This is a genomic window from Streptomyces sp. NPDC127100 (assembly GCF_042724095.1).
In the GTDB taxonomy this organism is placed as follows: Bacteria; Actinomycetota; Actinomycetes; order Streptomycetales; family Streptomycetaceae; genus Streptomyces.
Map to the genome: position 1 here is coordinate 37035 of NZ_JBHXFL010000049.1, position 11966 is coordinate 49000.

Annotated in this window: 8 protein-coding genes and 1 pseudogene; 6 read left to right on the forward strand and 3 right to left on the reverse strand. The window is 71.6% G+C overall.

Features of this window, described 5'->3' with window-relative positions; genetic code table 11:
• Nucleotides 1–16: 16 nt before the first annotated feature.
• From ACFWJB_RS30710 to ACFWJB_RS30725, 4 genes are all read left to right on the forward strand, one after another.
• Nucleotides 17–595, forward strand: a complete 579-nt coding sequence (locus ACFWJB_RS30710; RefSeq protein WP_385463860.1) for a TerD family protein — start codon at nucleotides 17–19, stop codon at nucleotides 593–595.
• 89 nt (nucleotides 596–684) lie between these two features.
• A complete protein-coding gene (locus tag ACFWJB_RS30715) occupies nucleotides 685–2733 on the forward strand; it encodes a TerD family protein (RefSeq protein WP_386926282.1) in 2049 nt (682 codons plus the stop codon).
• Between the two features lie 285 nt (nucleotides 2734–3018).
• Complete coding sequence (locus tag ACFWJB_RS30720) at nucleotides 3019–4005, forward strand: TerC/Alx family metal homeostasis membrane protein (RefSeq protein WP_385463854.1); 987 nt, start codon at nucleotides 3019–3021, stop codon at nucleotides 4003–4005.
• Nucleotides 4006–4133: 128 nt separating this feature from the next.
• Complete coding sequence (locus ACFWJB_RS30725; protein ID WP_385463851.1) at nucleotides 4134–5234, forward strand: calcium:proton antiporter; 1101 nt, start codon at nucleotides 4134–4136, stop codon at nucleotides 5232–5234.
• An 82-nt stretch (nucleotides 5235–5316) separates the two neighbouring features.
• Here ACFWJB_RS30725 and ACFWJB_RS30730 read toward each other — a convergent pair whose 3' ends face one another.
• The gene (locus tag ACFWJB_RS30730) at nucleotides 5317–6363 is read right to left on the reverse strand and encodes a S66 peptidase family protein (RefSeq protein ID WP_385463848.1); all 1047 of its coding nucleotides are present in this window, start codon (nucleotides 6361–6363) and stop codon (nucleotides 5317–5319) included.
• Nucleotides 6364–6467: 104 nt separating this feature from the next.
• Between ACFWJB_RS30730 and aroQ the strand changes: the two genes are divergently transcribed.
• Nucleotides 6468–6941 (forward strand): type II 3-dehydroquinate dehydratase, encoded by a 474-nt coding sequence (gene aroQ, locus ACFWJB_RS30735; RefSeq protein WP_385463847.1) that lies wholly within the window; start codon nucleotides 6468–6470, stop codon nucleotides 6939–6941.
• A 175-nt stretch (nucleotides 6942–7116) separates the two neighbouring features.
• Here the strand turns inward: aroQ and ACFWJB_RS30740 are convergent, their stop codons facing one another.
• Together ACFWJB_RS30740 and ACFWJB_RS30745 are read right to left on the reverse strand one after the other, a co-directional pair.
• The gene (locus tag ACFWJB_RS30740; protein ID WP_385463844.1) at nucleotides 7117–7773 is read right to left on the reverse strand and encodes an MBL fold metallo-hydrolase; all 657 of its coding nucleotides are present in this window, start codon (nucleotides 7771–7773) and stop codon (nucleotides 7117–7119) included.
• 145 nt (nucleotides 7774–7918) lie between these two features.
• A pseudogene (locus ACFWJB_RS30745) lies at nucleotides 7919–8599 on the reverse strand (maleylpyruvate isomerase family mycothiol-dependent enzyme); the annotation flags it as partial.
• Nucleotides 8600–8822: 223 nt separating this feature from the next.
• Between ACFWJB_RS30745 and uvrA the strand changes: the two are divergent.
• A complete protein-coding gene (gene uvrA, locus ACFWJB_RS30750; RefSeq protein ID WP_386926286.1) occupies nucleotides 8823–11843 on the forward strand; it encodes an excinuclease ABC subunit UvrA in 3021 nt (1006 codons plus the stop codon).
• The last annotated feature ends 123 nt before the right edge of the window (nucleotides 11844–11966 follow it).

Consider the following 11966-nt stretch of genomic DNA (forward strand, 5'->3'; position numbering starts at 1 on the left):
AGAGGGGAATCAGCGCGTGACCGTCAACATGACCAAGGGTCAGGCCATCAGTCTGCAGAAGAACGACGGCGGCAGCCTGACGTCGGTGCGCATGGGTCTCGGCTGGCAGGCGGCTCCCCGGCGCGGCCTGTTCGGCTCGCGCACCCGGGAGATCGACCTCGACGCCTCCGCCGTGCTGTTCGCGGACAAGCAGCCGGTCGACGTGGTCTTCTTCCGTCACCTGGTGAGCGACGACGGCTCGGTGCGTCACACCGGGGACAACCTGGTCGGCGGTGTCGGCCAGGGCGGCGACGACGAGGCGATCCTCGTCGACCTGCAGCGCGTCCCGGTCCACATCGACCAGATCGTCTTCACCGTGAACTCCTTCACGGGACAGACGTTCCAGGAGGTGCAGAACGCGTTCTGCCGCCTGGTGGACGAGACCAACGGCCAGGAGCTCGCCCGGTACACGCTGGCCGGCGGCGGCGCCTTCACGGCCCAGATCATGGCCAAGGTGCACCGGGCGGGACAGGGCTGGGCGATGACCGCCCTCGGCTCCCCGGCCAACGGCCGCACCTTCCAGGACCTGATGCCGGCGATCCTGCCGGTCCTGTAGGGCCGGACGCCGGGCCGTCCCGTCGGGGGACGGGCGGCCGGCGCGGCACACCACACGAGTCGCAACGAGTGACACAGGGGGGGAAGGCGATGACGGCCGAGCTGGTGCGGGGGCAGAACCACCCGCTTCCCGAGGCCCGTCTGGAGGTCCGGGTCTCGGCCGGCACGCCGGTGGTGGCCGCGGCCACGCTCGGCGACGAGAACGGCACGGTCCACGGCGTCGAGTGGGTGGCCCACCCGGGCTCGCCCACGCTGCCCGGACTGGAGGTCTCCCGGCAGGCGGCCGCCGACCACCGGCTCGCGGTGGACCTGGACGCCGTGCCGGACGCCGTGCACCGGGTCAGTGTGCTGCTCGCCCTGGCCGCGGCCGGCGGGGCGGGCCCGTCCCGCTTCGGCGCCGTCGCCGCCCCCTTCGTCGCCGTCACCGGCCTCGACGGCACCGAGGTCGCCAGCTACACCCTCACCGGCCTGGAGGCCGAGTCGGCCGTCGTCGCCCTGGAGCTCTACCGCCGGCAGGGCGCCTGGAAGGTGCGGGCCGTCGGCCAGGGCTACGCGGGCGGTCTCGCCGAGCTCCTCGCCGACCAGGGCCTGCCGCAGGCCCGGCAGCTCGCCGGACAGGTCCAGGAGGCGGTGGCCGGCGGCCTGGCCCGCTCGGTGCCCGCGCCGCGCCCGGCGGACGGCGACCGCGCCCGGCAGCCGGCCGCCCCGGCGCCCGGCCCGGACCACGGGGCGGCCGCGCCCCAGGGCACGCCCGGCTCCGCCCCGGCGGCCTCCCCGTACGACCCCCAGGCCGCCGGCGGCCCGCAGACACCGGCCGGCCCGGGCCGGTCCACACCGCAGCCGCCGTACCCGGGCGGCGCCGCGGTGGGGGACTCCTCCGGCGTCACCCCGCCGCCGGCCCCCGCGGGCGGCGGCCCCATCGACTACAGCCACCCGCGCCGCCGGCACGCGGCTCCGCCCGCGCCCGCCCCGACCGCGCCCCCGGCCGCACCCGGGCAGCCCGCCCGGCCCGTCGCGGGCGACGCCACCGGCTGGTCCATGGACGAGCGGCTGTACAACCAGGTGTGGGGCATGTTCGAGGACCTCGCCCGCACCGCGGCCGCGTACCGCAGCGCCGTCGACTTCGCCGAGTCGCGCAGGGACAAGGAGATCGACCAGGCCCTGGCCGATCCGCGCAGCCGGATCGGCGGGCAGGGCGACGCCGCCCGCGAGGCCGCCCGCGCCCGGTACGGCCGGCTCGTCGCGCAGGCCAGGGAAGCCCTCGACCGGGACCTCGCCCAGCTGGCCGCCGAGGCCGAGGTCGTCGAGCCCGCCCTGCCGGCCGCCTACGCCCGCTGGGACAACCCCGTCTGGCACGCCTACCGCGTGCCCATGGAGATCCCCATGGCCGTGCGCCTGGGCGACCTCCGGCTGCCCGAGGCCGACCGGATACGCATACCGATGCTCGTCCGGCTGCCGCTCGAACGAGGCCTGTGGATCGACAGCGGGCGCTCCGGCGGCTCCCTCGACGGCTCGTTCGCCGACTCCCACGAGAGGGGACGCCTGGCGCTGGAGTCGGCGGTCGCGCACGCGGCCCGGCTGCTCGCCGTCTACCCGGCGGGCGAGTTCACCGTCCACGTCGTCGACCCGGCCGGAGCGGGGGCACAGGGACTGGCACCGCTGGTGCAGAGCGGAGTGCTCGCCGCCCCGCCGGCCCAGGGCGCCGCGGGGACGGCGGACGTGCTGGCCCGGCTCACCCAGCGCGTCGACCTGGTGCAGATGGCGCTGCGCGGAGGCGCCGCCGACGCGCTGCCGCCCGGTCTCGACACGTCCCAGCAGCTCCTGATCGTCAACGACTTCCCGCACGGCTTCGACGACCGGGCGGTGAACCAGCTGCGCTACCTCGCGGACGAGGGCCCGGCCGTGGGTGTGCACCTGATGCTGGTCGCCGACCGTGAGGAGTCCGCGGGATACGGACCGCTGCTCGACCCGCTGTGGCGTTCCCTGCTCCGTCTGACCCCGGTGGCCGACGACCATCTGGCCGACCCGTGGGTGGGCCACGCCTGGACGTACGAGCCCTCGCTCGTGCCGCCCGGCAGCCAGGTCCTTGGGCAGGTGCTCACCGCGGTGGCCGCGGCCCGTCGCTCGTGGAACCGGTGAGCCAAGGCTCGCGCCAAGTCCTCGTAAAGCCACCCTGAACTGGTGTTTTGGCTGTTCCTTTACCTACCTCTTTACCTTTCCTTGGTGATTCGGGTACTGTTTTCCGTACGGAGGGGAGTACTCCCTGCCAACTGCGGCGTACCCGTCAATACGGATCAGGCCAGATCCCGGGGCGTCGGCCCGTGGGCTCCGGACGCGCCTCGCGCACCGGACGCCCGGGGTGGAAGAGACCTCCGGCAGCGACGACGCTGACATCTGCCGTGTGACGTACTGCCGGAGGCGTAAGTGGAAGTTTCCGTGACCCTTTGGGTCCTGACCATCGTGGGCCTCGCCGCCCTCATCGCGGTCGATTTCTTCATCGGCCGCAAGCCGCACGACGTGTCGATCAAGGAAGCCGGGATCTGGACGGTCGTCTGGATCGCACTCGCCGGGCTCTTCGGACTGGGGCTCCTCGTCTTCGGCGGCGGCCAGCCCGCCGGCGAGTTCTTCGCGGGCTTCATCACCGAGAAGTCCTTGAGCGTCGACAACCTGTTCGTCTTCGTCCTGATCATGGCGAAGTTCGCGGTGCCCTCGCAGTACCAGCAGCGAGTGCTCCTCGTGGGTGTCCTCATCGCCCTGGTCCTCAGGGCGATCTTCATCGCCGCCGGCGCCGCGATCCTCGCCAGCTTCTCGTGGGTCTTCTACCTCTTCGGAGCCTTCCTGATCTGGACCGCCTGGAAGCTCATCCAGGAGGCCCGGGCCGAGGAGGAGGACGAGGAGTTCGAGGAGAACAAGCTGCTCAAGGCCGCCGAGCGCAGGTTCGGCGTCGCCGACCGGTACCACGGCACCAAGCTGTGGATCGAGGAGAACGGCAAGCGCGTCATGACCCCGATGCTGGTCGTGATGCTCGCGATCGGCACCACCGACGTCCTGTTCGCGCTCGACTCCATCCCGGCGATCTTCGGCCTGACCCAGGACCCGTACATCGTGTTCACGGCCAACGCCTTCGCCCTGATGGGTCTGCGTCAGCTGTACTTCCTCATCGGCGGTCTGCTGAGGAAGCTGGTCCACCTCTCGTACGGCCTGTCGATCATCCTGGGGTTCATCGGCGTGAAGCTGGTGCTGCACGCCCTGCACGAGTCCGGTGTCCACGTGCCCGAGATCAGCATCCCGGTCTCGCTCGGCGTGATCTGCTCGGTCCTGATCGTCACCACGATCACCAGCCTCCGGGCCTCCCGGAAGCAGGCGGAAGCGGACGCCCGGGAGGCGGAGAAGCACGACGTCGAGGCCTGACCCGCGCACGACTGCCCGCCGGGCGCCTCTCGTGAGAGAGGCGCCCGGCGCGCCGCTGCCGGCCGAGCGCGGTCCTCGTCCGTGTGACCGGGAGTGCGGGGGACGTTCGCCTCTGCGACGATCGCTGCATGATCACTCGGCCCAGGGCGCTCCTCGCACAGTGGACGACCGTCACGCCCGTGATCGCGGTCGTGCTGCTGATCCTCACCTGGGGCCGCGGCCTGCCCGGCGTGGTCGTGGCGGTGCTGACCATCGTCCTCGCCCTGTCCGTCCTGGCCGCCGTGCACCACGCGGAGGTGGTCGCCCACCGGGTCGGTGAGCCCTTCGGCTCCCTCGTCCTCGCCATCGCCGTCACCGTCATCGAGGTCGCCCTCATCGTGACCCTGATGGCGGACGGCGGTGACAAGAGCGCGACCCTCGCCAGGGACACCGTCTTCGCGGCCGTGATGATCACCTGCAACGGTGTGGTCGGGCTCAGCCTGCTCGTCGCCTCCCTGCGCCACGGCACGGCGGTGTTCAACCCGGAGGGCACCGGCGCCGCACTCGCCACGGTGGCGACCCTGGCCACCCTCAGCCTGGTGCTGCCCACGTTCACGACCAGCGCGCAGGGCCCTGAGTTCTCCACCGTCCAGCTGACCTTCGCGGCGCTCTCCTCACTGGTCCTCTACGGGCTGTTCATCACGACCCTGACCGTGCGCCACCGCGACTACTTCCTCCCGATCACCCGGCAGGGCGAGGTGATCACCGTCGAGGACCACGCCCACGCGCCGTCCGCCCGTACCGCACTGATCAGCCTGGGGCTGCTGGCCCTGGCGCTGATCGGCGTGGTCGGACTGGCGAAAGGGGTCTCGCCCACCATCGAGGACGGAGTGGAGGCCGCGGGACTCCATCACGCCGTCGTCGGCGTGATCATCGCCCTGCTGGTACTCCTCCCCGAGACCATCGCCGCCCTGCGCACCGCCCGCCGCGACCGGGTGCAGACCAGTCTGAACCTCGCCCTCGGATCCGCGATGGCCAGCATCGGACTGACCATCCCGGCGGTCGCCCTGGCCTCCGTCTGGCTCTCCGGGCCACTGGTCCTGGGCCTCGGTCCCACCCACATCATCCTGCTCGCGCTGACCGTGGTGGTGGCCTCGCTGACGGTCGTGCCGGGGCGGGCCACACCCCTGCAGGGAGGCGTCCACCTGGTGCTGTTCGCCGCGTACCTGGAACTCGCGATCAACCCGTAGCCGGCACCGCGCCGGGCCGCCCGGGCCGGTACGCGACCGTACGCGACCGGTACGCGGACCAGCAGGTGGATCAGTACGTGGATCAGTACGTGACGACGATTTGCCGGGCGGGCCCGTCGACGCGGACCAGTCCGCCGTAGGGGACGACGACCTGCGGATCGGTGTGGCCGAGGTCCACGTCGAACACGATCGTCGCGTCGGGGGCGTAGGTCCGCATCGCCCGCAGCACGGCCTCCCGCTGCTCCGCCGCGTAGCGGGCGCCTTCCCCGGGGCTGTTGGGGTGCTCGAAGGACCACGTCTTCGGGCGGCCCATCAGCAGGGCGGAGAATCGCCGGAGCAGGCCGCGCTCGCCCATGGCGCGCAGCGTCCGGAAGACCTCCGCGGCGCTCGGCAGCTCCTCCGAGGTCTCCAGGAACAGCACGCCCCCGTCGTACTCGCCCGGATCGCGCGCGATCTCGCGGTCCGCCATCAGCAGCTGGCCGACGATCTCCAGGCAGCCGCCCCAGCTGCGGCCCTCGACCACCCGGTCGCCGTTGACCCACGACCAGCCGGAACCGGGCCGGGACCCCGGTTCCGTCCCGAGCGCCGCGGGGTCGGCCCAGTCCCGGTCGACGTCGTTCCAGCGCTCGGCGGGCCGCAGGTCGTAGGGCCCCGAGGTGAACAGCGCCGCCCGCAGGGAATCGGCGGTCTGCGGATGCATGGCACCGGACCGGCCCAGCTCGCACATCACGCTCGCGCCGTGGTACGCGACGATGCCCGTGTTGCGAAGGAAGGCGAGCAGGTTCGTGTTGTCGCTCCACCCGAAGAACGGCTTCGGGTCGGCTCGCAGCAACTCCCGGTCCAGGTGCGGCAGGACGGTGATCTGGTCGTCGCCGCCGATCGACGCGAACACGGCCCTGATGTCCGGGTCGGCGAAGGCCGCGTGGATGTCGTCGGCCCGTTCCCGCGGCGTCGCCCCCGTCTTGCGGGTGGCCGGATACTCGACCGGTTCCAGGCCGTACTCGGTACGCAGCCGCTCCAGTCCCAACTCGTAGGGCAGCGGGAACAGCCCGGGAAGTCCCGACGCGGGGGATATCACCGCGACGCGGTCTCCGGGCGACGGCTTGGGCGGGTACATGATCGTCGTCATGCGGCGAGGGTAGGGCCGGCCGCGGCGGAGGCGCACCGTGATAAACCGGGGGCCAGCGGGCGGCCGGCCAAGGACCGCCGCATCTCGAACGGACCGGAGGAACCGTGCCCCGCACCCTGGCCAACGCCCCGATCATGATCCTCAACGGGCCCAACCTGAACCTGCTCGGCCAGCGCCAGCCGGAGATCTACGGCTCCGACACGCTCGCCGACGTCGAGGCCCTGTGCGTCAAGGCCGCCGCGGCACACGGCGGCACGGTGGACTTCCGCCAGTCCAACCACGAGGGCGAACTGGTCGACTGGATCCACGAGGCACGGCTGCACCACTGCGGGATCGTGATCAACCCCGCCGCCTACTCGCACACGTCCGTCGCGATCCTGGACGCGCTCAACACCTGCGACGGGCTGCCGGTGGTGGAGGTCCACATCTCCAACATCCACCAGCGCGAGCCGTTCCGGCACCACTCCTACGTGTCGCAGCGAGCCGACGGAGTCATCGCCGGGTGCGGTGTGCAGGGGTACGCGTTCGGTGTGGAGCGGATCGCGGCGCTGGCGGGGACGGGCCGGGCCGACACCTGAGGAGCCGGGGCCGCCGGCCGAGGGCGGGAAAGGGGGGACCGGCGGCCCACGCCGCCCAGGAGCCGTCGTCCTGCGCGGGGCTGCCACCAGTCGACCGCCCCTCCGCCCGGTCCGGCAGCGCGCGCGGAGGGGCGGCGCCGGTGAACGGATCACACGGGGTGCGAACGGAGGGCGTTCACCACCCGCGCGCGTGCCACTCCGGCAGGTGCGGGCGTTCCGCGCCCAGCGAGGTGTCGTCGCCGTGCCCCGGGTAGACCCACGTCTCGTCCGGGAGGACGTCGAAGACCTTGGTCTCGACATCGCGGATCAGACGCGCGAACGCCTCCGGGTCCTTGAAGGTGTTGCCCACGCCGCCCGGGAAGAGACAGTCCCCCGTGAACACGTGCGGGTGCCCGTGCGGGTCGTCGTAGACGAGGACGATCGAGCCCGGGGTGTGTCCGACGAGGTGGCGGGCGGTGAGCTCCACCTGGCCCACCCGGATGACGTCGCCGTCGTCGACCGGCACGTCGGTGGGCACGGGAATGCCCTCGGCGTCGTGCCGGCCCGCGTACGTGCGGGCGCCGGTGGCCGCGACGACCTCGGCCAGCGCCTGCCAGTGGTCGCCGTGGCGGTGGGTGGTGACGACGGAGGCGATGCCGTCGTCACCGATCGAGCCGAGCAGCGTGTGCGCGTCGTTCGCGGCGTCGATCAGCAGCTGTTCGTCGGTGGCCCGGCAGCGCAGCAGATAGGCGTTGTTGTCCATCGGGCCGACCGCGATCTTGGTGATCATCAGATCTTTGAGCTCGTGCACCTGGGCGGGGCCGCCGACCCGCACCTCTCCGCTGTAGGTCATGACCGCCAGCCTAGGGCCTGTCGTTCGCGTCACGCCGCAGACGCGGGAGAGGCAAGGCGCCGCCCGTCTCCTGCGGCACGGCCCGAACGCCGGACCCCGGCGCCGGGGGGGGGGGGCGGGCGGGGCGGGGGGCTGGTTGTTGGTTTGGCGGCAGCGCGGGCAGCGCGCCCCCCTCCACGGTCAGCGCGGTTCCCTCGCGCCGCCCGGCGAGCCAGCCCAGCAGGTCGGCGGGGGTCCCGGTGACGGTGATGGTCCGCGCGTCCTCCTCGCGGCCCGTGCTCCACGCGCGCGTGCCGTCCGTGAGGCGCGTGGACGGCACGTCCGGGTGTCCCGTGAAGCGGGCGGCCAGGAAGGCGGTCTCCCGCTCGGTGAACTCCTCCGGCAGGTCCTCCAGCTCGTAGCCGATCCCTAGGTCCACATGGTGCAGCTCCACCTCGGCCCACCGCCGGAAGGGCACCCGGGACGCCGAGTCCGTGACGCCGTTGCGCAGCGCGACCGTGCGCGACCAGTCGGCGGGGACGGCACCCGCCTCCTGGAATCGGGCCGCGCTCTCGCGCACGTCGGCGAGCTGGGCGTCGAGCGGGCGCGGGGCGTCCCGTTCGATGTCGGCGTCGCGGGCCTCGGCGGAGACGTACATGGGGCGGCCCTCCAGAACGTTCACGAGGGCGTCCGCGTTGCGGGCGAGATGGGCGAGGACATGGCCGCGGGTCCAGCCGGGTAGCCGTGACTGGTCCGTCACGCCCGCGTTGTCCAGTTTGCCGACCGCGCTCAGCAGCCGCTCGGTGGCGTCGTGTACAGACGCCAGGTCACGCGCGTGATCAATCATGCCGTCGACCCTAGACGGCACCACACGTTCGGGTGAAGGCGGCGGACGACGCCCGCAAATCGAATGCACGTGCTATATGGTCGGGTGCGGCGTCGGGCATGCTGGGGAGTCGGGGTTTGTTGACAACCGGTGAATCCGACCGGCGTTGTCAGTGGCTCCCCCTAGTCTGAGAAAGACGGGGGCCCCGCCCCTGTCACTTCTCTCAAGAAAGGTGCGGACCGGCGTGGCCGACCGTCTCATCGTCCGTGGCGCGCGCGAGCACAATCTGAAGAACGTCTCGCTCGACCTGCCTCGCGACTCGCTCATCGTCTTCACGGGCCTGTCCGGGTCGGGCAAGTCCTCCCTGGCCTTCGACACGATCTTCGCCGAGGGCCAGCGGCGCTACGTGGAGTCGCTCTCCTCGTACGCCCGGCAGTTCCTCGGCCAGATGGACAAGCCGGACGTCGACTTCATCGAGGGCCTCTCCCCGGCGGTCTCCATCGACCAGAAGTCGACCTCGCGCAACCCGCGCTCCACGGTCGGCACCATCACCGAGGTCTACGACTACCTGCGCCTGCTCTTCGCCCGCATCGGCAAGCCGCACTGTCCCGAGTGCTCCCGGCCCATCTCGCGCCAGTCGCCGCAGGCCATCGTCGACAAGGTGCTGGAGCTGCCCGAGGGCAGCCGCTTCCAGGTGCTGTCGCCGCTGGTGCGCGAGCGCAAGGGCGAGTTCGTCGACCTCTTCTCGGACCTCCAGACCAAGGGCTACTCCCGCGCGCGTGTCGACGGCGAGACCGTCCAGCTCTCCCAGCCGCCCACGCTGAAGAAGCAGGAGAAGCACACCATCGAGGTGGTCGTCGACCGCCTCACGGTGAAGGACTCGGCGAAGCGCCGCCTCACCGACTCCGTCGAGACCGCGCTCGGCCTGTCGGGCGGCATGGTCGTGCTCGACTTCGTCGACCTCCCCGAGGACGACCCCGAGCGCGAGCGCATGTACTCGGAGCACCTGTACTGCCCGTACGACGACCTGTCCTTCGAGGAGCTGGAGCCCCGCTCCTTCTCCTTCAACTCGCCCTTCGGCGCCTGCCCCGACTGCTCGGGCATCGGCACGCGCATGGAGGTCGACCCCGAGCTGATCGTCCCGGACCCGGACAAGTCCCTGGACGAGGGCGCCATCCACCCCTGGTCGCACGGCCACACCAAGGACTACTTCGCCCGCCTGATCGGGGCCCTCGCGGACGCACTGGGATTCCGTACGGACATCCCCTTCGCCGGGCTGCCGCTGCGTGCCCGCAAGGCCCTGCTGCACGGGCACAGGACGCAGGTCGAGGTCCGCTACCGCAACCGCTACGGGCGCGAGCGCCGGTACACCACGGCGTTCGAGGGTGCCGTCCCCTTCGTCAAGCGCCGGCACAGCGAGTCCGAGAGCGACGCCAGCCGCGAGCGCTTCGAGGGCTACATGCGCGAGGTGCCCTGCCCCACCTGTGAGGGCACCCGCCTCAAGCCGCTCGTCCTCGCGGTCACCGTCATGGACAAGTCGATCGCCGAGGTCGCGGCGATGTCCATCAGCGACTGCGCCGACTTCCTGGGCCGGCTGAAGCTCAGCGCCCGGGACAAGAAGATCGCCGAGCGCGTGCTGAAGGAGGTCAACGAGCGGCTGCGCTTCCTGGTCGACGTCGGCCTGGACTACCTGTCGCTGAACCGGGCGGCCGGCACGCTCTCCGGCGGCGAGGCCCAGCGCATCCGCCTGGCCACCCAGATCGGCTCCGGCCTCGTCGGCGTGCTGTACGTCCTCGACGAGCCGTCCATCGGCCTGCACCAGCGCGACAACCACCGGCTGATCGAGACCCTCGTCCGGCTCCGCGACATGGGCAACACGCTGATCGTCGTCGAGCACGACGAGGACACCATCAAGGTCGCCGACTGGATCGTCGACATCGGCCCCGGCGCCGGTGAGCACGGCGGCAAGGTCGTGCACAGCGGCTCCGTGAAGGAGTTGCTGGACAACGCCGAGTCGCAGACCGGCCTGTACCTGTCGGGCAAGAAGGCCATCCCGCTGCCCGAGGTCCGGCGTCCGCAGGACCCGTCCCGCAGGCTCACCGTGCACGGGGCCCGGGAGAACAACCTGCAGGACATCGACGTGTCCTTCCCGCTCGGCCTGTTCACCGCCGTCACCGGCGTCTCCGGTTCCGGCAAGTCCACGCTGGTCAACGACATCCTCTACACGCACCTCGCGCGGGAGCTGAACGGTGCCCGCAGCGTGCCCGGACGGCACACGCGCGTGGACGGCGACGACCTCGTCGACAAGGTCGTCCACGTCGACCAGTCGCCCATCGGCCGCACCCCGCGGTCGAACCCGGCGACGTACACCGGCGTCTTCGACCACATCCGCAAGCTGTTCGCCGAGACGACCGAGGCGAAGGTCCGCGGCTACATGCCCGGCCGGTTCTCCTTCAACGTCAAGGGCGGCCGCTGCGAGAACTGCGCGGGCGACGGCACGATCAAGATCGAGATGAACTTCCTCCCGGACGTCTACGTCCCGTGCGAGGTCTGCCACGGTGCCCGGTACAACCGCGAGACCCTGGAGGTCCACTACAAGGGCAAGTCCATCGCCGACGTCCTGAACATGCCGATCGAGGAGGCGACCGACTTCTTCGAGGCGGTCCCCGCGATCGCCCGGCACATGAAGACACTCAAGGACGTCGGCCTCGGCTACGTCCGGCTCGGCCAGTCCGCGACCACCCTGTCCGGCGGTGAGGCACAGCGCGTGAAGCTCGCCAGCGAGCTGCAGCGCCGCTCCACCGGCCGCACGGTATACGTCCTGGACGAGCCGACCACCGGTCTGCACTTCGAGGACATCAGCAAGCTGCTGACGGTCCTGTCGGGCCTGGTCGAGAAGGGCAACACGGTCATCGTCATCGAGCACAACCTCGACGTGATCAAGACCGCCGACTGGGTCGTCGACATGGGCCCCGAGGGCGGCGCGGGCGGCGGCCTGGTGGTCGCCGAGGGCACGCCGGAGCAGATCGCCGGCGTACCGGCCAGCCACACCGGCAAGTTCCTGAGGGACATCCTCGGCGCCGACCGGGTCAGCGACGCCATCCCGGCGCAGGCCACGCGCAAGGCGGCGAAGACGGTGGCGGCCAAGTCCACCGCCAGGAAGACGGCCACCAAGAAGGTGGGCGCCACCGCGGCGAAGACCGCGAAGGCGGCCAAGACCACCAAGCCGGCCGCGAAGAAGACGACGCGGGCGAGCAAGGCCTGACCGGCCGGGCAGACGCCCGCAGCCCCGGCACAGGGCGCCCGCCGGCACCCGGACGCGCGCGCGACACCCGCGTCGAACGGTGGGTCATCGGCGGACGCGGCTCCCCCTGTCACAAATACACCG

Excerpts from the sequence above, each read along its gene's own strand:
- ACFWJB_RS30715 (WP_386926282.1), top strand. The coding sequence starts at position 685 with ATGACGGCCGAGCTGGTGCGGGGGCAGAACCACCCGCTTCCCGAGGCC.
- ACFWJB_RS30740 (WP_385463844.1), bottom strand. The coding sequence starts at position 7,773 with ATGACCTACAGCGGAGAGGTGCGGGTCGGCGGCCCCGCCCAGGTGCAC.
- ACFWJB_RS30730 (WP_385463848.1), bottom strand. The coding sequence starts at position 6,363 with ATGACGACGATCATGTACCCGCCCAAGCCGTCGCCCGGAGACCGCGTC.
- ACFWJB_RS30725 (WP_385463851.1), top strand. The coding sequence starts at position 4,134 with ATGATCACTCGGCCCAGGGCGCTCCTCGCACAGTGGACGACCGTCACG.